The following is a 24,611-nucleotide window of genomic DNA, read 5'->3' as shown; positions in this document are numbered from 1 at the left end:
AAGATGAAGGTGGTCGTCATACTCCTTTCTTCAAAGGTTACCGTCCACAGTTCTACTTCCGTACAACGGACGTAACTGGCGACATTCAATTGCCAGAAGGCGTTGAAATGGTAATGCCTGGCGATAATGTACAAATGATCGTAACTCTAATCGCACCAATCGCGATGGACGAAGGTCTACGTTTCGCAATCCGTGAAGGTGGCCGTACAGTTGGTGCTGGTGTTGTAGCGAAAGTTATCGCTTAATGCATTAAAGTTTACGTTAAATACGAATTGTATTTGACTAACGGCTATCAAAAAGGGCATCATTTGATGCCCTTTTTCTGCACTGAACAAAAGCTAAGTGAATTTTCACTATTTTTTGTGCCATTCAGTAACGAATATGTATTAGATTTAATATCTAATTTGTTTAGCTCATGGCGTTTATCATGAGGCTAATGAGTTAGCCCTGCCATTGCGGGGTTATTGTCGTTTAAGTAAAACTTGTCACAGGTTTGATTATGAAAGCCAAAGTTGAAACTCACGAGAGCTCAAAAGCGGCAGATGCTTTTAAGTGGTTAATCACTTTTGCACTGTTAGCTACTGCGGTAGTGGGTAATCACCTATATGGTGATATGTCTGTTGCTATCCGCGCAGCAGTTGTTGTTCTTTTGCTGGCCGCCGCTTTAGGTGTTGCTGCATTAACAACAAAAGGTAAAGCTACGGTTGTATTTGCTCGCGAAGCAAAACTTGAAGTTCGCAAAGTTGTTTGGCCTTCTCGCCAAGAAACAATGCAAACTACATTTATCGTATTAGCTGTAAGTATTGTAATGGCTCTATTGCTTTGGGGTATCGACGGCATCATGGTGCGTCTGATAGCTCTCGCAACTGGAGTGTAAGGGGTTTTAAATGAGTGAAGCACCAAAAAAACGCTGGTATGTCGTTCAAGCCTTTTCAGGATTTGAAGGTCGTGTAGCACAATCGCTTCGTGAGCATATCAAAATGCATGCGATGGAAGAGTTCTTTGGCGACGTCTTAGTGCCAACCGAAGAAGTGGTTGAAATGCGCGCCGGTCAACGTCGTAAAAGTGAACGTAAATTCTTCCCAGGCTATGTCTTAGTACAAATGCTGATGAATGACGAGTCATGGCACTTAGTGCGTAGCATTCCACGTGTTATGGGCTTTATTGGTGGCACCTCAGATCGTCCTGCTCCTATTACGGATAAAGAGGCAGATGCCATCTTAAACCGTCTAGAGAAGGCGAGTGAAGCTCCAAGACCGAAGACCTTGTTTGAAGCGGGTGAAGTAGTTCGAGTTACTGAAGGCCCATTTGCTGACTTCAACGGTACTGTTGAGCAAGTCGATTACGAAAAGAGCCGCATTAAAGTGTCTGTTTCGATCTTCGGCCGCGCCACACCGGTTGAACTAGAATTCAGTCAGGTTGAAAAAGCTGACTAAATAACTCTCATATTATGAGGGAGAGGGTTTTGTTTAAATAACAAACAAAGCGCTTGTATAAGGTTCGAAATTTAACTATAATTTCGCGCCTTTTTGTGGGTTTGTGCCCATAAAAAGTTTTCATATAAATCGGGGAGCTAACCATTAAGTTAGCGATTGTACCCAAAATTTAGGAATTATCATGGCTAAGAAAGTAGAAGCTTATATCAAACTGCAAGTTGCAGCTGGTATGGCGAACCCAAGTCCACCGGTTGGTCCTGCACTAGGTCAACATGGTGTAAACATCATGGAATTCTGTAAAGCGTTTAACGCAAAAACAGAATCTGTTGAGAAAGGTCTTCCAATCCCAGTTGTTATCTCTGTATACAACGACCGTTCTTTCACATTTGTAACTAAGACTCCACCTGCTGCTGTTCTTCTTAAGAAAGCTGCTGGCGTTAAGTCTGGTTCTGGTCGTCCAAACACTGAGAAAGTTGGTACTGTTACTGACGCTCAGCTGCAAGAGATTGCTGAAACTAAAGCTGCAGATATGACTGGCGCTGACATCGAAGCGATGAAGCGTTCTATCGCGGGTACTGCTCGTTCAATGGGCCTAGTGGTAGAGGGATAAGATCATGGCAAAACTTACTAAGCGTATGCGCACTATTCGTGAAAAAATCGAAGTGACTAAAGAATACGAAATCAACGAAGCTGTTGCTCTTCTAAAAGAATTAGCGACTGCTAAATTCGTAGAAAGTGTTGACGTTGCTGTTAACCTTGGCATCGATGCTCGTAAATCTGACCAAAACGTTCGTGGCGCAACTGTACTTCCACATGGTACAGGCCGTGACATCCGCGTAGCCGTTTTCACCCAAGGTGCAAACGCTGAAGCCGCTAAAGCAGCTGGCGCAGATATCGTTGGTATGGAAGATCTAGCTGAGCTAGTTAAGAAAGGCGAAATGAACTTTGACGTTGTTGTTGCTTCTCCAGATGCAATGCGCGTTGTTGGTCAACTTGGTACTATCTTAGGTCCACGCGGTCTAATGCCAAACCCTAAAGTTGGTACTGTAACTCCTAACGTTGCTGAAGCAGTTAAAAATGCTAAAGCGGGTCAGGTTCGTTACCGTAACGACAAAAATGGCATCATTCACACTACTATTGGTAAAGCAACTTTTGACGCGAAACAACTACAAGAGAACCTTGAGTCTCTTCTAGTCGCTCTTAAGAAAGCCAAACCTTCTTCAGCGAAAGGTACTTTCCTGAAGAAAGTGAGCATCTCTACTACTATGGGTGCTGGTGTAACGGTTGATCAAGCAAGCTTAGATACTAAAGCTAGCTAATTAATTTGCTTAGGCGCTAAAATTGTGTATAATTTTGCGCCTAATTGAAATGGTTGGAGTGTTGCTTATTTTGTCGACTTCTTTTTAGAATAAGACAGAGAAAATGATGCTTCCATCCAAGACCGTAGGTGATTCAGTCATTTTATATGAATGAAACTTAATTAATACCTACGTAGATGGTGCCCGAACTGATGGTCGTACTTCTTTATTGAAGTATTCATTTGGGAATGCACCAAAAGAACACTCAGAAATATTTTTTTGAGTGGTGTAACTACAACCAGGAGTAAATCCAAATGGCTTTAAATCTTCAAGACAAACAAGCAATTGTTGCTGAAGTTAACGAAGCAGCCAGTGGTGCACTTTCTGCAGTTGTTGCTGACTCTCGTGGCGTTGCTGTTGGCGCAATGACTTCTCTACGTAAACAAGCTCGCGAAGCGGGTGTTTACATGAAAGTTGTTCGTAACACACTAGCTCGTCGTGCTGTAGTTGGTACAGACTACGAATGTCTTCAAGACGTATTCGTTGGTCCTACTTTGATCGGCTTCTCTAACGAGCACCCAGGTGCTGCTGCGCGTCTTTTTAAAGACTTCGCAAAAGAGAATAAGCAATTTGAGATCAAAGCTGCTGCATTCGAAGGCACTATTACTGATGCTGATCTACTAGCGACACTACCTACTTACGACGAAGCTATCGCACGCCTAATGATGTGCATGAAAGAAGCTTCTGCTGGCAAGTTGGTACGTACTATCGCTGCTGTTCGTGATCAAAAAGAAGAAGCTGCGGCATAAGCCTAGTTTTATTTTGATTACCATATAAACTTATTGTTAACTTTAAAAGAGAATTGTTATGTCTATTACTAACGAGCAAATCCTAGACGCAGTTGCAGAAATGTCTGTAATGCAAGTTGTTGAGCTTATCGAAGCTATGGAAGAAAAATTCGGCGTTTCAGCTGCTGCAGCTGTTGTTGCTGGTGGCGCTGCTGCAGGTGATTCTGCAGAAGAGCAAACTGAATTTGACGTGATCCTAACTGCTGTTGGCGGAAACAAGGTTTCTGTAATCAAAGCAGTACGTGGCGCTACAGGTCTTGGCCTGAAAGAAGCTAAAGGTCTAGTTGACGCAGCTCCTGCTCCACTAAAAGAAGCTGTTTCTAAAGAAGAAGCTGAAGCTCTTAAAGCAACTCTAGAAGAAGCTGGTGCTTCTGTTGAAGTTAAATAATTTTTATTTAATTTCTTAGCCGCAAGGCTAATGGCTGGTGGTTTATTAACCACCGGCCTTTTTGCGCTGTAGGGTTTAGGTTAATTTTCCCGCTGTTTAATCGCCTAAGTCTAAGCAAAAAACACTTCTAAGGTTCGACTGAAATGATTTTTCAGGTGAGGTTAGGGTGTCACTACAAAAAACAGTGTTGTTAGTCACTGTCCCCGTGTTACCAATGTAATTGGTTGCAACGTGTTATGGGCAGTTCGGGTCACTTATCAGCTAGCTGAGGAACCCCATGGTTTACTCTTACACCGAGAAAAAGCGCATCCGTAAGGACTTTGGACAACGTCCACAAGTTTTGGACGTACCATACTTGCTATCAATGCAGCTTGATTCATTTGACAAGTTCATTGAGCAAGATCCTGAAGGTCAATATGGTCTGGAAGCTGCCTTCCGTTCTGTTTTTCCAATTCAGAGCTACAACGGCAATTCTGAACTGCAATACGTTAGCTACCGTCTTGGTGAGCCAGTATTTGACGTTAAAGAATGTCAAGTTCGAGGCATCACTTATTCGAAGCCACTACGCGTAAAATTACGTTTAGTTGTTTTTGATAAGGAAGCACCAGCAGGTACCGTAAAAGACATCAAAGAACAAGAAGTCTACATGGGCGAAATTCCGCTTATGACAGACAATGGTACCTTCGTAATCAATGGTACTGAGAGGGTTATCGTATCCCAGTTGCACCGAAGCCCAGGCGTGTTCTTCGACAGCGATAAAGGTAAAACTCACTCATCAGGAAAAGTGCTTTATAACGCACGTGTTATTCCTTACCGTGGTTCATGGTTAGATTTTGAGTTTGATCCAAAAGATAACTTATACGTTCGTATTGACCGTCGTCGTAAATTACCGGCGTCTATCATTTTACGTGCGTTACACAAAACCACTGAAGAGATCTTAGATATCTTCTTCGAAAAAGTGCGTTTTGAAGTAAAAGAACAAGCTCTATTAATGGAGTTAGTTCCTGATCGCCTACGTGGTGAGACCGCTTCTTTCGATATCGAAGCAAACGGTACAGTTTACGTAGAAGCAGGTCGTCGTGTTACTGCTCGTCATATTCGTAACCTAGAAAAAGATGGCGTGGAATTCATTGAAGTTCCAGTTGAATACATCGTAGGTAAAGTGGCTTCTAAAGATTATATCGATGAAGCGACTGGCGAAATTATCGTTGCAGCAAACCAAGAAATTTCTTTAGAAGCATTGGCAACTCTGTCTCAAGCTGGCTACAAGCAACTTGAAGTATTGTTTACCAATGATCTAGACCATGGCCCATTCATGTCTGACACCTTACGTGTCGACAGCACCACCGATCGCATTTCTGCACTAGTAGAAATCTATCGCATGATGCGCCCTGGCGAGCCACCAACCAAAGAAGCTGCTGAATCATTATTCAATAGCTTGTTCTTTGCTGTAGAGCGTTATGACTTATCGACGGTTGGTCGTATGAAGTTTAACAGCTCAATTGATCGTCCAGATGCTCAAGAACAAAGTATTCTTGATGAAACTGACATCATTGCAGTAATGAAGAAACTGATCGGTATTCGTAACGGTCAAGGTGAAGTCGATGATATCGATCACCTTGGAAACCGTCGTATCCGTTCTGTTGGTGAAATGGCAGAAAACCAATTCCGTGTTGGTCTAGTCCGTGTTGAACGTGCAGTGAAAGAACGTCTAAGTCTTGGTGATTTAGATGCGATCATGCCACAAGATCTTATCAATGCTAAGCCGATATCGGCGGCAGTGAAAGAGTTCTTTGGCTCATCACAGCTTTCTCAATTTATGGATCAGAACAACCCGTTGTCAGAAGTGACGCACAAACGTCGTATTTCTGCATTAGGTCCTGGTGGTTTGACGCGTGAGCGCGCTGGTTTTGAAGTACGTGATGTTCACGTAACTCACTACGGTCGTTTATGTCCAATCGAAACACCAGAAGGTCCAAACATCGGTCTAATCAACTCATTGTCAGCGTTTGCTCGTTGTAATGAATATGGTTTCCTAGAAACGCCTTACCGTCGCGTTGTTGATGGTGTTGTGACTGAAGATGTGGATTACCTATCAGCGATTGAAGAAGGTCAGTTTGTTATCGCTCAGGCGAATGCACACTTGACTGAAGACAGTCACTTTGCTGAAGAGTTGATCACAGCTCGTCAAAAAGGTGAATCTGGTCTACACCCACGTGATCATGTTAATTACATGGACGTGGCAACAAACCAAGTTGTATCTATCGCCGCTTCGCTTATCCCGTTCCTAGAACACGATGATGCGAACCGTGCATTGATGGGTGCAAACATGCAACGTCAAGCGGTTCCAACTCTACGCGCTGATAAGCCGTTAGTTGGTACTGGTATTGAGCGTAATGTAGCGGTCGATTCAGGTGTGACAGCAGTTGCTAAACGTGGTGGTACAATCCAGTCCGTTGATGCATCTCGTATCGTACTTAAAGTTAACGAAGAAGAGTTAGTACCTGGCGAAGCTGGTATCGACATCTACAACTTAACTAAGTACACCCGTTCGAACCAAAACACATGTATTAACCAACGCCCGACCGTGCTACCTGGTGAACCAGTATCACGTGGTGATGTTATTGCCGATGGTCCTTCAACCGACCTTGGTGAACTTGCGCTTGGCCAAAACATGCGTATCGCATTTATGCCTTGGAATGGTTACAACTTCGAAGATTCAATCTTAGTCTCTGAGCGAGTTGTTCAAGAAGACCGTTTCACCACGATCCACATCCAAGAGCTTTCTTGTGTGGCACGTGATACCAAACTTGGCAGCGAAGAAATTACCGCTGATATTCCAAACGTAGGTGAGTCTGCTCTGTCTAAACTAGACGAGTCAGGTATCGTTTACATTGGTGCTGAAGTGAAAGGTGGCGACATCTTAGTGGGTAAAGTAACCCCTAAAGGTGAAACTCAACTGACGCCTGAAGAGAAGCTTTTACGAGCTATCTTTGGTGAAAAAGCATCAGATGTTAAAGATACGTCTCTACGCGTACCTAACTCTGTATCAGGTACGATCATCGATGTTCAAGTCTTTACTCGCGATGGCGTAGAAAAAGACAAGCGTGCACTTGAAATTGAACAAATGCAGCTGAAAGAAGCGAAGAAAGATTTGACTGAAGAGTTCCAAATCTTAGAAGGCGGCCTATTGGCACGTGTTCGTTCACTTCTTCTATCTGGCGGTTTCTCTGAAGCTCGTCTAGATGCGATTGATCGTAAGCAATGGTTAGTACAAACATTAGAAGATGATGCACTTCAATCTCAACTTGAGCAGCTTGCTGAGCAATGGGATGAAATCAAAGCTGATTTTGATAAAAAGTTTGAAACCAAACGTCGTAAAATCACACAAGGTGATGATCTTGCTCCGGGTGTACAGAAAATTGTTAAGGTTTACCTTGCAGTTAAACGTCGCATTCAACCGGGTGACAAGATGGCGGGTCGTCATGGTAACAAGGGTGTTATCTCTAAGATTAACCCTGTTGAAGACATGCCTTACGATAATAAAGGTCAACCGGTTGATATCGTGCTAAACCCACTGGGTGTACCGTCACGTATGAACATCGGTCAGATCCTAGAAGTTCACTTAGGTCTGGCTGCGAAAGGCATCGGTGACAAGATCAACCAAATGGTTAAAGAGCAGCAAGAACTGCATAAGTTCCGCGAGTTCTTACAGAAGGTTTATGATCTAGGTGATACTCGTCAAGACGTCGATATTGCTGAATTGTCTGATGATGAAGTTCGCACACTAGTTAAAAACTTACGTGGTGGTCTACCGATCGCTACTCCAGTTTTTGACGGTGCAAATGAAACATCAATTAAAGAACTGCTAGCACTTGCAGACCTTCCAACTTCAGGTCAATTGGAGTTGTTTGATGGTCGTACTGGTGACCAGTTTGAGCGTCCTGTAACCGTGGGTTACATGTACATGCTGAAACTGAACCACTTGGTCGATGACAAGATGCACGCACGTTCTACTGGTTCGTACAGCCTAGTAACTCAGCAACCACTTGGTGGTAAAGCTCAGTTCGGTGGCCAGCGTTTCGGTGAGATGGAAGTATGGGCACTAGAAGCATACGGTGCCGCTTACACCTTGCAAGAAATGCTAACGGTTAAGTCTGATGATGTGAATGGTCGTACTAAGATGTATAAAAATATCGTAGATGGCGATCACAGCATGGACCCTGGAATGCCGGAATCATTCAACGTATTGTTGAAAGAAATTCGCTCTCTAGGTATTAACATCGAACTAGAAGACAAAGAGTAATTATTATTTGCAGTCAAAAGGCTGCAAGTAATATAGCACCTTGGATTAACCCGGTAGAAAAGAGGCGTTCAACCGAGCGCCTCTTAACTCCTTACAGGAGCTGATTGTGAAAGATTTACTGAACTTTCTAAAAGCACAGCATAAGACCGAAGAATTTGATGCAATCAAAATCGGTCTAGCTTCTCCAGACATGATTCGCTCATGGTCTTTCGGTGAAGTTAAAAAGCCAGAAACTATTAACTATCGTACGTTCAAACCAGAGCGCGACGGTTTATTCTGTGCTCGTATTTTTGGCCCAGTAAAAGACTACGAATGTCTTTGTGGCAAATACAAACGATTGAAGCACCGTGGTGTTATCTGTGAGAAGTGTGGCGTAGAAGTTACACAAACTAAAGTTCGTCGTGACCGCATGGGCCACATCGAATTAGCCTCTCCAGTGGCGCACATCTGGTTCCTTAAATCACTACCATCTCGTATCGGCCTATTAATGGATATTCCGCTACGTGACATCGAACGTGTTCTTTACTTCGAAATGTATGTAGTGACTGAACCTGGCATGACTGATCTTGAAAAAGGTCAAATGCTAACGGAAGAAGAATATCTAGACCGCTTAGAAGAGTGGGGCGACGAGTTTACAGCTAAAATGGGCGCTGAAGCGATCAAAGATCTGCTACACACCATGGATATGAACGCAGAAGTTGAAATGATGCGTGAAGAGCTAGAAACCACTAACTCTGAAACTAAGCGTAAAAAACTGACTAAGCGTCTGAAGCTGGTTGAAGCATTTATCCAATCAGGTAATAACCCTGAGTGGATGATCTTAACTGTACTTCCAGTATTGCCGCCAGATCTACGTCCTCTAGTACCACTAGATGGCGGTCGTTTTGCGACTTCAGATCTGAACGACTTATACCGTCGCGTGATCAACCGTAATAACCGTTTGAAACGTCTTCTAGACTTATCCGCTCCAGACATCATCGTACGTAACGAAAAGCGTATGTTGCAAGAGTCTGTTGATGCGCTTCTAGATAACGGTCGTCGCGGTCGTGCGATCACAGGTTCTAACAAGCGTCCTCTTAAATCTTTGGCTGATATGATCAAAGGTAAGCAAGGTCGTTTCCGTCAGAACTTACTTGGTAAACGTGTAGATTACTCTGGCCGTTCTGTAATCACAGTAGGTCCATACCTTCGTTTACACCAGTGTGGTCTTCCTAAGAAGATGGCACTAGAACTATTTAAACCATTTATCTACAGCAAGTTAGAATCGCGTGGCATGGCTACAACGATTAAAGCGGCTAAGAAAATGGTTGAGCGCGAAGAGCCGATCGTTTGGGATATCCTAGACGAAGTTATCCGCGAACACCCAGTTCTACTTAACCGTGCACCAACACTTCACCGTCTTGGTATTCAAGCATTCGAACCTGTACTTATCGAAGGTAAAGCGATTCAGCTTCACCCACTAGTGTGTGCGGCATATAACGCCGACTTCGATGGTGACCAAATGGCGGTACACGTACCGTTAACATTGGAAGCGCAGCTTGAAGCACGTACGTTAATGATGTCAACCAACAACATCCTTTCACCAGCATCTGGTGATCCAATCATCGTACCTTCTCAGGACGTTGTATTGGGTCTTTACTACATGACTCGTGACAAGATCAATGTTAAAGGTGAAGGTATGTACCTTGCTGGCCCTGCAGAGGCTGAAAAGGCATACCGTACTAAGACTGCTGAGCTACATGCTCGCGTTAAAGTACGTATCACTGAAACCGTGGTTGATGAAGATGGTAACAGCACAACAAATACAGCAATGCGTGAAACCACTGTTGGTCGTGCAATGCTTTGGCAGATCGTACCAAAAGGCCTTCCTTTTGAAATCGTGAACCAAAAATTAGGTAAGAAGCAAATTTCTGTCCTATTGAATGAGTGTTACCGTAAGCTTGGTCTAAAAGATACCGTAATCTTTGCTGACCAAATCATGTACACAGGTTTTGCATACGCTGCACTTTCTGGTGTTTCTGTTGGTATCAACGATATGGTTGTACCGGCTGCTAAATACACTGAAATTTCAGCTGCTGAAGAAGAAGTACGTGAAATCCAAGAACAATTCCAGTCAGGTCTTGTTACTGCGGGTGAGCGCTACAACAAAGTTATCGATATCTGGGCGTCTACCAACGACCGCGTTGCAAAAGCAATGATGGATAACCTTTCTTTTGAAACCGTAGTTAACCGTGATGGCGTAGAAGAACAACAAGAATCGTTTAACAGCATCTACATGATGGCTGACTCCGGTGCTCGTGGTTCTGCAGCGCAGATTCGTCAGTTAGCCGGTATGCGTGGTCTGATGGCGCGTCCAGATGGTTCAATCATCGAAACGCCGATCACTGCAAACTTTAAAGAAGGTCTAAACGTACTTCAGTACTTCATCTCAACTCACGGTGCTCGTAAAGGTTTGGCCGATACCGCACTGAAAACAGCGAACTCGGGTTACCTGACTCGTCGTTTAGTAGATGTAGCACAAGACGTTGTGGTTACCGAACCAGATTGTGGCACTTTCGCGGGTATCGACATGATGCCTCACATCGAAGGTGGTGACGTTAAAGTTGCACTGACAGAGCTTGCGCTTGGTCGTGTGGTAGCAGAAGACGTAATCAAGCCTGGTAGCAGTGAAGTTCTTGTTCCGCGCAACACTTTGATTGATGAGAAGTGGTGTCAAATTCTGGAAGAGAACTCTGTTGACAGCATGCGTGTACGTTCAGTCGTAACCTGTGAAGCTGACTTCGGTTGTTGTGCCAACTGTTACGGTCGTGACCTAGCACGTGGTCACCTAGTAAACCAAGGTGAAGCAGTCGGCGTTATCGCTGCTCAGTCTATCGGTGAACCTGGTACACAGCTAACCATGCGTACGTTCCACATCGGTGGTGCAGCATCAACGGCAGCAGCAGAAAACAGCATTCAAGCGAAAACAACCGGTACTGTGAAACTTCACAATGCTAAGTTTGTTATCAATAAAGATAAGAAACTGGTTATCACTTCTCGTGCATCTGAGATGACGATTATTGATGAGTTTGGCCGTACTAAAGAGAAGCACAAACTTCCTTACGGTTCTATGCTAAGCAAAGGCGATAACGAAGCGGTAACAGTGGGCGACATCGTTGCTAACTGGGAAGCGCACACCATGCCAATCATCACTGAAGTGGCAGGTCGTATCCAATTTGTTGACATGATTGATGGTGTAACCATTTCTCGCCAAACTGATGACCTAACTGGCCTATCTTCAAGTGAAGTAGTAGACCCAGCACAGCGTTCAACAGCGGGTAAAGATATGCGTCCAGCCATTAAACTGGTTGATGCACAAGGTAACGATGTGATGATCCCTGGTACTGATATGCCAGCGAACTACTTCTTACCGGGTAAAGCTATCGTAAACATCGAAGATGGCGCTGAAGTTGGCATTGGTGACACATTATCTCGTATCCCTCAAAAATCGAGCGGAAACAAAGATATCACCGGTGGTCTTCCTCGCGTAGCTGACTTGTTTGAAGCACGTAAACCAAAAGAGCCTGCGATCCTTGCTGAGCACACAGGTACTGTGTCGTTTGGTAAAGAAACCAAAGGTAAGCGTCGTCTATTGATCACTCGCGAAGGCGGTGACGTTTATGAAGAAATGATTCATAAACATCGTCAGCTGAACGTATTTGAAGGTGAAAAAGTAGAACGTGGTGACGTTATCTCTGATGGTCCTGAGACTCCGCATGACATCCTACGTTTACGTGGTATTCACGCTGTAACTCAGTACATTGCTAACGAAGTTCAAGAAGTTTACCGCTTACAAGGCGTTAAGATTAACGATAAGCACATTGAGACTATCGTTCGTCAAATGCTACGTAAGTGTACAATCACCCATTCTGGTGATTCTGAATTCCTTGCAGGCGAGCAAGTTGAATTCGCACAAGTAACCATTGCTAACCGTAAATTAGAAGCGGAAGGTAAAGAGCTTGTACGTTTTGAACGTGACTTACTCGGTATTACTAAAGCGTCTCTAGCAACTGAGTCGTTCATCTCGGCAGCATCGTTCCAAGAAACGACGCGCGTACTTACTGAAGCTGCGGTTTCTGGTAAGCGTGATGAGCTACGTGGCTTGAAAGAGAACGTAATTGTAGGTCGTCTGATCCCAGCGGGTACAGGTTATGCTTACCATCAAGAGCGTCAGAAAGAACTCGCAGGCCAAGAACAAGGTCCTTCTGCTGAGCAAGCTACTGACAATCTAGCAGCACTTCTTAATGCAGGATTTTCTGAAGAGTAAAATCTAACGAGTATTTGCATTATTGAGTGACAGCATATTAAAGGCACCTTCGGGGGCCTTTTTGTTTATCTGTGATAAATCCTGTTATTGCGCCGACCCATTTTAATCACCAAACCATCCCGTTAGTGTTATATGCAGGCTTGCTTGCCTCGATTGTGGCACCTTGGTGTTGGATGATGGGCATTGAGCATTTAGGGGCAGAAAAAGCGGCGATATTTATGAATTTAATGCCCGCGGTAACCGCCATTTTAGCCAGTTTTATTTTGCATGACAAACTGACATTATTTCATTATATTGGAATGGGGTTAATTATTGGCGGCGTGATCTTGGCACAGAAAAGTCGCAGCAGTAAGCCAATGGTTGCGGAGATCCCACAAAAATAAACCCGTTATTTATCGCCAACCATGTGGCTGGCGATAAATGATAGCTGTCATATTATATCAGCAGTGAAATGAAGGTTTCCTTATGCCCCTGGCGGGATCTCTAAGCTTTCAGCAATCATTTGGATCAATTGATCTTCTAAGCCAAACCGCTCTTCCATTACTTCGCCAATAACCGATAAGTCCAGATCAAAATCTTCGAGCTCATCTTCAGAAGATACATCGGCATATTTATCGGTGTAGTTAAGCAGTGGCTCTGTGGTTTTAACAATATCAAAATAAGTACGATCGATTTCTTCGGTTGGTGAAAAACCAGTGGAGTGCCATTTAGCCATCACCATATCGTAAATTTTAAAGTGCCCTTCAGAAATGTAATCCACCACTTGTTGGCAGAAGGTTTGTAGTTCGTCAGGAGAAGGTAGCTTAGTCAGGGCCGTTTTATTGGAATTGGGTTTTAACGCCGCAAGCTTACAATATTCAACAACTAAAACCTGTCGTGTTTCAAGCCAATGATCGATAACTTCACTGGAGCCGCCGAATTGGGCTTGAGTTTGTTTTAATTTATTTAGCATGGCGATATCCTCATTATGGCTATCACGATATAAAAGTGAATAGCGTCTCTACACGGTAGAGAATCCTTTTTTATAGTGTATACCATGGTTCTATAAGTGATTATAAATTGTATTCGATAACCACTGGTATCAAATTAGATTGCCAGTAAAATGGGGTGACTTCAAGCAATGAGAGAAGCGGATGTTAAATAAATATCAAAAAGTCTACTGGTGTATCGTTGATGGTAGCGAAATACATTTTCCGACTCAAAATTTGCCATATTGTACTGCTGAAGAGTTAGCGATTCCGTTAGAACAGGCGATTTCTATTGGTACTTATCTCAATACGCCATGCTATTGGGTCAACGCCAGCGAGCTTGATGCGGTATTGGAAATGACGCCATTACGAGAACTCCTGCCGCAACCTGAAGCGTTATTTCTTATTGCTAGTCGTGCAGTACAGTTTGGCCATATGTATGGCAGTCAGCGGTTTTGCTCTTATTGTGGTGGCCGAAACCATCTTAATCATAATCAAATTGCAATGCAGTGCAGCGATTGCCGCACCTTACATTATCCACGTATTTTCCCATCGATTATTGTCGCCATCCAAAAAGACAATCAGATCCTACTGGCGAACCATGCGCGACACAAAGGAGGCATGTACACTGTGATTGCCGGATTTGTTGAGGTTGGTGAAACCTTAGAGCAATGTGTGGCGCGTGAGATCAAAGAAGAAACTGGCATCGAAGTAAAGAATATTCGTTATTTTGGCAGCCAGCCATGGGCGTTTCCATCGAGTATGATGATGGCATTTTTAGCCGATCATGCTAGCGGCGAAATTAAAGTCGATAAAACAGAACTGGCAGCAGCGGATTGGTTTGATAAGCAATCCCTACCGCCAATTGCGCCCAAAGGAACGATTGCTCGCGCCTTGATTGAACATGTTTTAGAGTGTGATATAACGGAACAGAAATAGCGCTAGAAGAATAAAAGACAAAAAAAACCTCCGGGGGCGCCGGAGGGATAAGTAAGATGTCGTTATGGTGCTGATCATCATAGGATCGAGCTAGTTATGATTTTCCATTAGCAAGGTGAATCGCTAATCAACAAATTATTAACAATTAAACCGGCGTAAGCAAACAGAGCCTGCATTTAATGTTGCAGAATATGATCTCTATTGCAAACCAATAGCAAAATGTGCGCTAGGTAATGGTAGAATATTGCCTTTCAATTTAGGGAAAGAAGAAATGACTAAATTAAAAAATGATCGCTATTTAAGAGCTTTAATGAAAGAGCCTGTCGATCACACCCCAGTATGGATGATGCGCCAAGCGGGTCGTTATTTACCAGAATATCGTCAGACTCGTGGGGTCGCGGGTGATTTTATGTCACTGTGCAAAAACGCTGAATTAGCGTCTGAAGTGACATTACAGCCATTGAAACGTTTTCCATTAGATGCCGCTATTTTATTTTCAGACATCCTAACCATTCCTGATGCAATGGGTTTAGGCTTGTACTTTGAAGCGGGTGAGGGGCCAAAATTTGAACGCCCAATTACCTGTAAAGCCGATGTCGATAAAATTGGCTTGCCAGATCCTGAAGGCGAACTGCAATATGTGATGAATGCAGTGCGTCAAATTCGTAAAGATCTGCAAGGTGAAGTGCCACTGATTGGTTTTTCTGGCAGCCCGTGGACACTTGCTACCTACATGGTTGAAGGCGGCAGTTCAAAAGCTTTCACTAAGATTAAGAAAATGATGTATGCCGATCCAAGTATCTTGCATGCTTTATTAGATAAATTAGCCGATAGCGTAGTCGAGTATCTTAATGCTCAAATCAAAGCTGGCGCGCAATCGGTGATGGTGTTTGATACATGGGGTGGGGTATTAACGCCGCGTGATTACCAAGAATTCTCGTTGCAATATATGCACAAAATCGTCGATGGTTTGATCCGTGAAAACGATGGACGCCGTGTACCCGTGACGCTATTTACCAAAAATGGCGGTATGTGGCTTGAGAAAATCGCCGCCACAGGTTGTGATGCCATTGGTCTTGATTGGACCATTAATATTGCCGATGCAGTCGAGCGCGTAGGTGATAAAGTGGCACTGCAAGGTAATATGGATCCTTCTATTTTATATGCGCAACCAGAGCGTATTCGTCAAGAAGTGGCGTCTATTTTAGCCGGCTTTGGTGATGCTGGTACGGGCCACGTGTTTAACTTAGGTCATGGTATCCATCTTGATGTACCGCCTGAAAATGCCGGTGTGTTTGTAGATGCCGTGCATGAGTTATCTAAGCCGTATCATAAGTAATCGCCTTACTTAAAGCTTGATTGAATAACCGCAAAGCGTAGCCATTGAGCTGCGCTTTTTTGTGCGGGTTTAAAATATCTCATATCCACCTAATTTCGTTTCTCACCCTATTATTGATTACGAAAAGACGTTTAAACCGTCTATGGGCACTTGAAAAAGAACATCCCTGTTCTTTAACACTTTTCTCCAGCAATAATATGGGGCGAATGGTATTTTATCGAGAATAGCTATTATCAGATCGGATGAGTTGCGCTTTTATGTTATTGGCATAGAATGAACCTTTGATATTCACTCTGTGGATGAATTGAATTTTAAGCTCAAGTTTCATTGGCTTGAACTGACAACGATATGGACATTAATCGAAACATGAGAGTGGATGACAAGTGAACAAATCACCTTTTTATACTTCTATTTTATCTATTCTGCTATTGGTCGCGCCGCATGCACAGGCTGAAGATGTGTCATTTTATCAAGCTTGGAAAGCAGTGTTGACCAACAATGATAGCTTGGCAGCAGAACGAGCCAGTGTTGAGCAAGCACAATATAAGCAAGATGCCAGTGGTGCGATGAATCTGCCGAGCATAACCTTAAGCGCTAATTACACCCGTTTGGATGATGATGTTGATGTTTCGCCTTCCGATCTGGCCGACAGCACCTCGCTTGGTTCGAGCGCATTAACTAAAGCGTTTGATGGCATGCTGACTTCAACCTTGATGGATAAAGATGTCTTCACCAGTTCGATCCGTGCGATTTGGCCTATCTTTACCGGTGGTCGCATTTCGGCGGCGCAAGATATTGCCGCAGGACAAAAAGACGAAGCTAAGTACATGTTGCAGATGAAGCAGCAAGCTAAGTTTGAGGACCTATCAAAATACTATTTTGGTGTGGTATTGGCACAGCAAGTACTGGCCACTCGCAAAGAAGTCGAAAAAGGCTTGCAACAACATTTCGATCACGCCAAAAAAATGGAACAACAAGGGCAAATTGCCAGAGTGCAACGGCTACAAGCAGAAGTGGCGTACGACAAAGCGAAAGTTGAAACTAAAAAGGCTCAACGCGATGTTGAGATCGCCCAAATGGCGTTAACCCATTTATTAAAAGCCAATGCGTTGGCTCAGCCTTCCACTAAGCTATTTACCAATCAAAGCTTGCCTCCAATGCAGGCGTTTCTTGATAAAACGCTGAGTGAATATCCGGGTTTAAGCATTCTTGATGCCAAAGAAAAACAAGCCGATGGTCTTGCCGATGTCGAAAAAGGCAAATACTACCCAGAAGTGTATGTGTACGGTAATTATAAGCTGTATAGCGACGATACTTTAGTGGGCAATGCTTCGCCCGATTGGTTGGTGGGTGTGGGGGTGAGTATTCCTTTAGTTGATACCTCTGGTCGTTCCGACAAAGTCAGCGCCGCTCACATGGCTAAAAAACAAGTTGGGTACTTGCGCGCACAAGCCAAGCAGGATTTATCGTTGCTGGTGGAAAAAACCTATCGCGAAGCCAATCAATCATTAGAAGAATACAACGGGTTGGCTTCTAGCGTGTCAATGGCGCAAGAGAACATCCGTTTGCAAAAGAAGGCGTTTAGCCAAGGACTGTCGACATCGCTTGATGTGGTCGATGCGGAAATGTATCTCAATAGCATTAAAACCCAACGTTCTGCGGCGGCTTATCAATATGTGCTGTCGCTCTCTCGCTTACTGGCGGTGAGTGGTGAAATGGACAGTTTTAATCAGTATCAACAATATAAAGGATTAGAGGCGCAATAATGAATAGCTTCCTAAGTTCAACCAAATCAAAAGTGATGGCCGTCTTAGTCTTGGTTATTGTGGTGTGGATAGCGCTCACCTTTTGGCAAGCCTACCAACCGAAACAAGAGCGATTTCAAGGTCAGATTGAGGCGCAACAATATCTTATTTCGTCTAAAGTGCCGGGGCGTGTCGATCAAGTGTTGGTGAAAAAAGGCGACCAAGTGCAGTCGGGTCAGATGATTTTCACCATTTTAAGCCCAGAGATAGAAGCCAAGCTTGAGCAAGCCAAAGCCGGACGAGCCGCTGCCGGAGCGATGTCAGCTCAGGCCGAAAAAGGCGCACGTAGCCAAGAAATATCCGCCGCGAAAGATCAATGGAATAAAGCCAAAGCAGCAGCGAACTTGATGGGGAAAACCTATCAACGCGTCAATAATTTGTATCAAGACGGGGTAGTTGCCGAGCAAAAACGCGACGAAACCTTAACCCAATGGCAAGCGGCGCGTTATACCGAACGTGCGGCGTATCAAATGTATCAAATGGCGCAAGAAGGGGCGCGAGTGGAAACCAAACGCGCCGCCAAAGAACAAGAGCGCATGGCCGCAGGCGCCGTGGCAGAAGTGGAAGCCTATGTTGCCGACACTAAAATTGAGAGCTGGCATAACGGAGAGGTGACCGACATTTTATTGCACTCCGGCGAGTTAGCTCCGCAAGGCTTCCCTGTGGTCACTATTGTCGATATGAAGGATGCGTGGGCGGTGTTCCATGTGCGTGAAGATAAACTAAAAGATTTTAAACAAGGGGCAGAATTTACAGTCACAATCCCAGCACTTGGCACACAAGGTTATCAATTTAAAGTCTCGCATGTGTCTGTGATGGGTGACTTTGCCACTTGGCGCACCACCGATGCCAATCAAGGCTTTGATATGCGTACTTTTGAAATTGAGGCACGTCCAGTCAAACCAATCAAAGATCTGAGAGTGGGTATGAGTGTGCTACTTGACCCAGATGCACAATAATTGTCAGCATCAGTATGAATATGGGCAACGCTTTTTTATATGAGCTAAAAACAATCCGCCATCAACCTTGGTTACAAGCGATGTTGCTGTGGTTGCCATTGATGATGTTTGCTTGCATGTGGTTGGTGTTTTCCAGTGGTACCGCTCATAACTTGCCCATTGGGGTAGTGGATAACGATCATAGTCAGATCTCACGTGGCTTGATTCGCTATTATGATGCTAGCCCAACCTTGGCGGTGACCCAGCAATACACCTCAGTTCAACAAGGCAGCGAAGCATTAAAAAATGTCGATATTTACGCGCTGGTGGTGATCCCGAAAGACGCTTATAAGCAGACGTTATTAGGTGAGTCCCCGACGGTAACCGCATTTTATAATAGCCAATTTATCTTAACGGGTAAGCTTATCAACGCGGCGATGCAACAAGCACAAGGCACCTATAATGCAGGCGTTGAAGTGATGGCATCGCTAAGTAAGGGCAGTACCACTCCGACTCAAGCATTAGCCAAAGCGGTGCCGATACGCAGTCAAATTACACCATTATTTAACAGCAATAGCCACTATGGTCAGTTCTTAGTGTCGGCAGCCATCCCCGCCATTTGGCAGATCATCATGGTCGCCACCACCATTTTAACCATTGCTGTCGAGCAAAAAAAACACGGCCTTGCGACTTGGTTAGGTCAATGTCCTGCCCATAAATTACTGACCAAACTGCTTCCTTATACCGCGATCTATTGGTTGCAAGGTATGGCGTTCTTATGGGGATTGTATGTGTGGCTTGGTTGGCCAATGCATGGCTCGTGGGGGATCTTAATGGCGGCGCAGTTATTAATGGTGATTGCCTGTCAAAGTGTTGGCGCATTGTTTTATATGGTGACGCAAGATGCCACTCGCTCCATGAGTTTTGTGGCGGCATTTACTGCGCCCGCCTTTGCCTTTATGGGGATCACCTTTCCTGCTTCCGATATGCCAGCATTAGCTCAATTTTGGCGCGCATTATTACCCGTCAGTCATTATATCGAACTGCAAGTTAAGCAAGTTAATAATGGGGTCGGATTGATGCAAGCCAGCGATCAATTTTTGGCGCTGTTGAGTTATCTGCTGGTGTTGTTACTGGCGTTATTATGCGCCAAGCGTATTGCGCGTAAGCAACTACAAGTTAATGATAAAACCATAAAAGAGGCGAACGTATGATCAGCTGGTGGCAAGTGTTTCGCTATGAATGTCGAGCTATTTTTACCAACCCAGCGTTACTACTGACTGTCTTTGGCGGGGTGGTGATGTATTCTTTTTTATATCCTCTGCCTTATAGCCAGCAGTTACCGCGTGAACAACAGATTGTGGTGGTCAATTTAGACAATAGCGCCACCAGTCGAGAGCTTGAGCGTATGGTGGATGCCACTCCGCAAGTGAAAATTGTTCAACATGCTTATAGCCTAAAGGACGCACAATCACTGTTCAATCAAGGAGAGGTACACGGGATATTAATGATCCCAAAAAACTTTGCCCGTGATTTATTATTAGGAAAAAGCCCAACCTTAGCCTACGCCGGAGACGCGGCTTACTTTTTGATTTATGGCACTGTGGTCGAAGGGCTAGCCACTGCAGGAGGAACCTTATCGGCCAAGGCCAAAGTGTCACGCATGGTGATGTCGGGTGATAACTTAGTGCTGGCATCGGAGCAATACGCCCCAGTCAAACTTTCAATGCAACCGGTGTTTAACCCCACCAATGGTTACGTCAATTATGTGGTGCCAGCGGTGTTTGTCTTGATCTTGCATCAAACACTATTAATTGCCGCTGGGTTAGTCGGTGGTGAGCAAAATGAATCATGCCGCGCTGGTATTAATGGTTATTGGCAGCGTAGCCGCGCGCTTGATCGCTGGTCGGCGCGCTTAATGATTTTACTGCTCACTTATATTCCACTGGCGCTGTATTACTTTGGTTTCAGTTTTGAGTTTTATGGCATCAGCCGCTTAGCCTCAATCGGTAATATATTGGCGATGCTGATGCCATTTTTAGCCGCCGTGATCGGGTTGGGTATGGTGATGGGTGAGCTGATCCCAAGGCGCGAACTGGCCACCTTAATTGTGGTATTAAGCTCTTTACCTCTGGTATTCTGTGCCGGTTTTATTTGGCCAACCACAGAGTTGCCGTTGGTGTTAAAATACTTAGCTCAATTAGCGCCATCGACTCCTGCTATCAATGGTTTTTTGCGCCTAAATCAAATGGGTGCCAGTTTTACTCAAGTACTGCCGTATTGGGGGTTATTATGGCTGCAAGCCTTTGGCTATGGTGGATTAGCGTTATGGATGATGGCGCGAAAAAGTAAAGGTGATATTTCCGTAGCTAAAAGATCTTAGCTTTGATTAAGGCTTGGATATAAGGAATGACATCTTGCTCAAACCAAGGGTTTTTCTTAAGCCAAATATTGTTTCGTGGTGATGGATGAGGGATCGGAAGATACGTCGGTGCCCATTGTCGCCAAGCTTTAACAGTATCGGTTAAGGTTTTTGGTTTACTGCCTAATTCCGATTGAGTTAAATAATAATTTTGCGCGTATTGACCAATCAATAATGTCATTTCAATATTCGGCAGCTGAGCCAGTAAAGCGTCATGCCATTGTGGTGCACATTCCTTTCTCGGCGCTAAATCGCCACTTTTTCCTTTACCTGGGTAGCAAAAGCCCATCGGCATAATCGCCACTTTTTTAGGGTCATAAAATGTGTCGCTGTCGATATTTAGCCACATACGCAACCGCTCACCACTGGCATCATCAAAAGGCACACCTGACTGGTGAACTTTTATGCCAGGAGCTTGACCAATAATAAGCAGTTTTGCTTCAGGATGCGCTTGCACCACAGGGAGACAACCGTGTTCGAGTGCCGACTCACATATTCGGCACTGTTGGATATCGGTTAATAGGGTCTCAAACTCAATGTTAGTGGTCATTAATACCCTAGCTCAAAATCAATCACATTTTTTAATGCTTGCTGCTGATCAAATAGATGATAATTCTCAGTGAAAATATCCCACACTTGCTCCGGAAAACTGTTGGCCGCAATGTGTGGCGTGATTGTTATGTTTGGGTGCAACCAAAGTGGCGAATCTTGGCTTAGCGGCTCTTCTCGAAACACATCTAAAAACGCATGACTAATTTGCCCACAGTCTAATGCTGCCAATAACGCAGGCTCATCCAAAGTATGACCACGGCCAATATTAAAAAATAACGCCCCATGACAATGCTGAAAAGCAGAATGCGATAATAATTTATCGGTTTGTGGGGTGTTAGGAAGTGCATTGACGACCACATCGGCTTGAGCCAAAGCTCGGTCTAATTGTGCGATAGAGTAAATATGATGAAAGGCATTATTGTCTGGCGCTTGACCGCTGCGATTAACCCCCACCGCTATAAATCCTAATGCCGATACCGCACGCGCAAGTTGATTGCCGATAGAGCCCGTCCCCAAGATCACCATGGTCTTGCCTTTTACCGTGTTATAAGGATGAGGCTGCCACTGTTTGATTTGCTGTTGTTGTTGATAACAACCGAAATGGCGTAGATAGCTCAAACTGTAGCCTAAAACATATTCGCTGATCAGTTGACCGAAAATCCCTTTCACATTGGTCAGTTGGTAGTCTTTACGCACCAACTCTTGAACCAGTGTATCGACACCGGCATAAGTTGCTTGTAACCATATAAGATTAGGAAAGTGCTCAAGTTGGGCCGCCATTTGAGGAGGATCACCTAAAACGATGGTGGCTTGGCTTTTATCATCGGTCAAAACGACATTAGGTAAGCACTGTTGCTGGAAAAAGGTGTGATAAATGTCGGCTTGTTTTGAAGCAATATACAGGTGATGAGGCGATGAGCTTGTTGTTTGAGTGGGACTATTCATTGAATTCTCGCTGCTCCTTGTTTTATTTAGTAAACCGAACCGTTTTACAGTAAACTTCAGCTGTCTTTTTTTGAATCATTATTCGAGTACTTATGCTACAGAATCCATTACAAATTCGTCTAGAAAAATTCGTACCATGGCAGCAAATCACTTTTATGGCTTGCTTGTGTGAGCGTATGTACCCGAACTATGCCTTGTTTTGTAACAATACAGAGTTTGCCGATGCGCGTAAATATCGTGAAATATTAGATAGCGTATGGGAAATCCTGACCGTCAAAACCGCCAAAGTGAACTTTGAACGCCAACTAGAAAAGCTAGAAGAATTAATCCCAAGTTCGGAAGAGTTTGAGTTCTACGCGGTTTATCCTGCGATTGATGCTTGTATTGGCTTATCGACCTTATTGCATGCTTTGCTTGATCGTGAAGATATGTTTGATGACATGATCGAGCTCAGCCAAGTATCGGTGAAAACCGTAGCACAATTAGAGCAAGCACAAGGTGCTGAGCCTATCAATAATGACAATCAAAAAGAAAATGAAGCGGTTTGTCAGGAGTGGGATATTCAGTGGGCATTGTTCCGCCCAATTCGCGAAGCCGATAAGCGCGACGTTGAAATGATCAAAGAGCTGCGGATTGAATTACGTGAAGAAGGGATCAGTAATATTGGAATCGCACTCGATTAACCCTGCGCTCCTTATCCAAAATAAGTGCAATAACATGTTGCACTTATTGCCAAACCTATTATTTATATGAATGTAAATTCAACTGCTTATGACAAAGCGAAATAGCCACTCTTTAGCCTTTTTATCTGAATAACGAAAGGAAAAAAGACAAATTGTGAGTCAATGCTCAAATTCCGGCGAAAAAAGCAACATAAGAACAAAAGAACCCTCACAAACCTTTGCCACACGGGGCATTTATGCTTAAAGTGGCCTTAGATTTCTAATATAAATAAGAAGGGAAACCTAGAATGAACAAGACGCAATTAATTGATGCAATCGCTGAAAAAGCAGACTTATCTAAAGCTCAAGCAAAAGCGGCGCTTGAAGCGACTCTTGGTGGTGTAACGGACGCACTTAAAGATGGTGACCAAGTGCAACTAATTGGTTTTGGTACTTTCAAAATTAATCACCGTGCTGCGCGTGTTGGCCGTAACCCTAAAACGGGTGCAGAAATTCAAATTTCAGCTGCAAACGTACCAGCATTCACAGCCGGTAAAGCATTAAAAGATTCAGTTAAGTAATCTCAATACCACAAGCTATTGCCATTCGCATCTTGCGGTTGTTTAAGTATATAATACGCTGAGTTCTCAACTCGGCGTATTTTTATATGAAGCGTATTATTCTTCCTGCTTTAATCTTAATTACCCTCTCAGGGTGCTCATCTAGTAGTGGTTTATTTAGTGGTAAATTTGCTCGTTCGGTTGAACCATTTAATTGGTCGGCGGGTGAAGTGAATGGCACCACAAAATCTTACTATTGGTTAACGCGTTCAGCGACCGAACCTCAATCAGCTTCTGATTATATCGAACTCACCAATGACGCTTGGTATAAATCGAGCTATAAATGGCAAGATGGCACCATTAGCGAGATTGTGCGTGAAGGACAGGCCACGCAAGATGATCACACTTTGCAGCGTTATCTCGTGCATATCCGCTTTAGTGAAAAAGGTGAGGCGATTTACCAACGCTACCGAGTGGGCGACCAAGTCTTACCGTTAAATCAAAAAAGTATCGATGCTTATGTGAACGATGCTAAACATGTGGCATCACAAGTTGAAGAGCTGCATTCCGATGACCAGCAATTGATCCAAGGGGTATGGAATGGGCAAACCTTTGAGTCGTGTGATGGTAGACAATACACCAATGTTGATTTTCAACACTCGGATTTACCGTTAGCGGTGAAAGACCGCATGAATGGCATGAGCAGTTACGCGGCATTTATTGGTGAATCGAACGTCAAGCACAGTTCCATTACCGTAAATAAGCTTATTTCACTGGCCGATGATGATCATGCGTGCATTCAAAGACCGCATTTGAATATGAATTAATGCTGATTCGATCCGGTTTTTAATAATATGGGTAGAAGAGTATTGGTCTGAAACTGGGGCTAAACAGAGTTT

General features: G+C 44.0%; 22 protein-coding genes. 19 read left to right on the top strand and 3 right to left on the bottom strand.

Annotation, left to right across the window (positions count from 1 at the left end; translation table 11 throughout):
• The 10 genes from HC723_RS05155 to HC723_RS05110 all read left to right on the top strand — a co-directional run.
• Positions 1–245 (top strand): EF-Tu C-terminal domain-related protein (locus HC723_RS05155; RefSeq protein ID WP_446751388.1); only part of this gene is annotated, 245 nt, incomplete at its 5' end.
• A gap of 254 nt (positions 246–499) precedes the next feature.
• Positions 500–877, top strand: a complete 378-nt coding sequence (gene secE, locus HC723_RS05150) for a preprotein translocase subunit SecE (protein WP_153445647.1) — start codon at positions 500–502, stop codon at positions 875–877.
• Positions 878–887: 10 nt separating this feature from the next.
• Positions 888–1,436 (top strand): transcription termination/antitermination protein NusG, encoded by a 549-nt coding sequence (gene nusG / locus HC723_RS05145; RefSeq protein ID WP_153445649.1) that lies wholly within the window; start codon positions 888–890, stop codon positions 1,434–1,436.
• Positions 1,437–1,617: 181 nt separating this feature from the next.
• Positions 1,618–2,046 (top strand): 50S ribosomal protein L11, encoded by a 429-nt coding sequence (rplK, locus tag HC723_RS05140; RefSeq protein WP_017026547.1) that lies wholly within the window; start codon positions 1,618–1,620, stop codon positions 2,044–2,046.
• 4 nt (positions 2,047–2,050) lie between these two features.
• On the top strand, positions 2,051–2,755 hold the full coding sequence (gene rplA, locus HC723_RS05135; RefSeq protein WP_153445653.1) for a 50S ribosomal protein L1: 705 nt from the start codon (positions 2,051–2,053) through the stop codon (positions 2,753–2,755).
• Between the two features lie 293 nt (positions 2,756–3,048).
• Positions 3,049–3,543, top strand: a complete 495-nt coding sequence (rplJ, locus tag HC723_RS05130) for a 50S ribosomal protein L10 (RefSeq protein ID WP_153445655.1) — start codon at positions 3,049–3,051, stop codon at positions 3,541–3,543.
• Positions 3,544–3,601: 58 nt separating this feature from the next.
• Positions 3,602–3,970 carry a 50S ribosomal protein L7/L12 gene (gene rplL, locus HC723_RS05125; RefSeq protein ID WP_153445656.1) on the top strand — a complete coding sequence of 123 codons (369 nt, stop codon included), beginning with the start codon at positions 3,602–3,604 and terminating at the stop codon, positions 3,968–3,970.
• A 277-nt stretch (positions 3,971–4,247) separates the two neighbouring features.
• Entirely contained in the window at positions 4,248–8,276 is a 4,029-nt protein-coding gene (gene rpoB, locus HC723_RS05120) for a DNA-directed RNA polymerase subunit beta (protein WP_153445658.1), read from the top strand.
• 106 nt (positions 8,277–8,382) lie between these two features.
• Positions 8,383–12,582, top strand: coding sequence for a DNA-directed RNA polymerase subunit beta' (gene rpoC, locus HC723_RS05115; protein ID WP_153445660.1), 4,200 nt, complete (start codon positions 8,383–8,385; stop codon positions 12,580–12,582).
• 71 nt (positions 12,583–12,653) lie between these two features.
• A complete protein-coding gene (locus tag HC723_RS05110) occupies positions 12,654–12,965 on the top strand; it encodes an EamA family transporter (RefSeq protein WP_190338414.1) in 312 nt (103 codons plus the stop codon).
• A gap of 80 nt (positions 12,966–13,045) precedes the next feature.
• Here the strand turns inward: HC723_RS05110 and rsd are convergent, their stop codons facing one another.
• Complete coding sequence (rsd, locus tag HC723_RS05105) at positions 13,046–13,540, bottom strand: sigma D regulator (protein ID WP_190338421.1); 495 nt, start codon at positions 13,538–13,540, stop codon at positions 13,046–13,048.
• A 175-nt stretch (positions 13,541–13,715) separates the two neighbouring features.
• On the opposite strand from rsd, the gene nudC reads away from it, so the two are divergent.
• The 6 genes from nudC (at position 13,716) to HC723_RS05075 (ending at position 20,954) form a co-directional block, all read left to right on the top strand.
• A complete protein-coding gene (gene nudC, locus HC723_RS05100; protein ID WP_190338413.1) occupies positions 13,716–14,489 on the top strand; it encodes an NAD(+) diphosphatase in 774 nt (257 codons plus the stop codon).
• A 271-nt stretch (positions 14,490–14,760) separates the two neighbouring features.
• Complete coding sequence (hemE, locus tag HC723_RS05095) at positions 14,761–15,828, top strand: uroporphyrinogen decarboxylase (RefSeq protein ID WP_190338412.1); 1,068 nt, start codon at positions 14,761–14,763, stop codon at positions 15,826–15,828.
• Between the two features lie 383 nt (positions 15,829–16,211).
• Positions 16,212–17,594, top strand: a complete 1,383-nt coding sequence (locus HC723_RS05090) for a TolC family protein (protein ID WP_153445669.1) — start codon at positions 16,212–16,214, stop codon at positions 17,592–17,594.
• Complete coding sequence (locus HC723_RS05085; protein ID WP_190338411.1) at positions 17,594–18,592, top strand: HlyD family secretion protein; 999 nt, start codon at positions 17,594–17,596, stop codon at positions 18,590–18,592. Before HC723_RS05090 ends, HC723_RS05085 begins: the two co-directional genes overlap by 1 nt.
• Positions 18,593–18,606: 14 nt before the next feature.
• Positions 18,607–19,785, top strand: coding sequence for an ABC transporter permease (locus HC723_RS05080; protein ID WP_190338410.1), 1,179 nt, complete (start codon positions 18,607–18,609; stop codon positions 19,783–19,785).
• Entirely contained in the window at positions 19,785–20,954 is a 1,170-nt protein-coding gene (locus tag HC723_RS05075; protein WP_153448092.1) for an ABC transporter permease, read from the top strand. The genes HC723_RS05080 and HC723_RS05075 overlap by 1 nt, the downstream gene beginning before the upstream one ends.
• On the opposite strand, the gene HC723_RS05070 is transcribed toward HC723_RS05075, so the two are convergent.
• On the bottom strand, positions 20,941–21,543 hold the full coding sequence (locus HC723_RS05070) for a uracil-DNA glycosylase family protein (protein ID WP_190338409.1): 603 nt from the start codon (positions 21,541–21,543) through the stop codon (positions 20,941–20,943). The genes HC723_RS05075 and HC723_RS05070 overlap by 14 nt on opposite strands.
• Complete coding sequence (locus HC723_RS05065) at positions 21,543–22,490, bottom strand: D-2-hydroxyacid dehydrogenase (protein WP_190338408.1); 948 nt, start codon at positions 22,488–22,490, stop codon at positions 21,543–21,545. The genes HC723_RS05070 and HC723_RS05065 overlap by 1 nt, the downstream gene beginning before the upstream one ends.
• 92 nt (positions 22,491–22,582) lie before the next feature.
• Here HC723_RS05065 and HC723_RS05060 point away from each other — a divergent pair, with 92 nt between their 5' ends.
• The 3 genes from HC723_RS05060 (at position 22,583) to HC723_RS05050 (ending at position 24,539) form a co-directional block, all read left to right on the top strand.
• Entirely contained in the window at positions 22,583–23,173 is a 591-nt protein-coding gene (locus HC723_RS05060; protein ID WP_153445678.1) for a YjaG family protein, read from the top strand.
• 287 nt (positions 23,174–23,460) lie between these two features.
• Positions 23,461–23,733 (top strand): HU family DNA-binding protein, encoded by a 273-nt coding sequence (locus HC723_RS05055; RefSeq protein WP_153445693.1) that lies wholly within the window; start codon positions 23,461–23,463, stop codon positions 23,731–23,733.
• Between the two features lie 86 nt (positions 23,734–23,819).
• A complete protein-coding gene (locus HC723_RS05050; protein ID WP_190338420.1) occupies positions 23,820–24,539 on the top strand; it encodes a DUF1481 domain-containing protein in 720 nt (239 codons plus the stop codon).
• Positions 24,540–24,611: the final 72 nt, after the last annotated feature.

Origin of the sequence: Vibrio sp. S11_S32 (genome assembly GCF_014694465.1) — a bacterium.
GTDB classification, from domain to species: Bacteria; Pseudomonadota; Gammaproteobacteria; order Enterobacterales; family Vibrionaceae; genus Vibrio; species Vibrio algicola.
The sequence above is the reverse complement of the archived record's forward strand: the minus strand, read 5'-3'. Positions and strand labels throughout refer to the sequence as shown.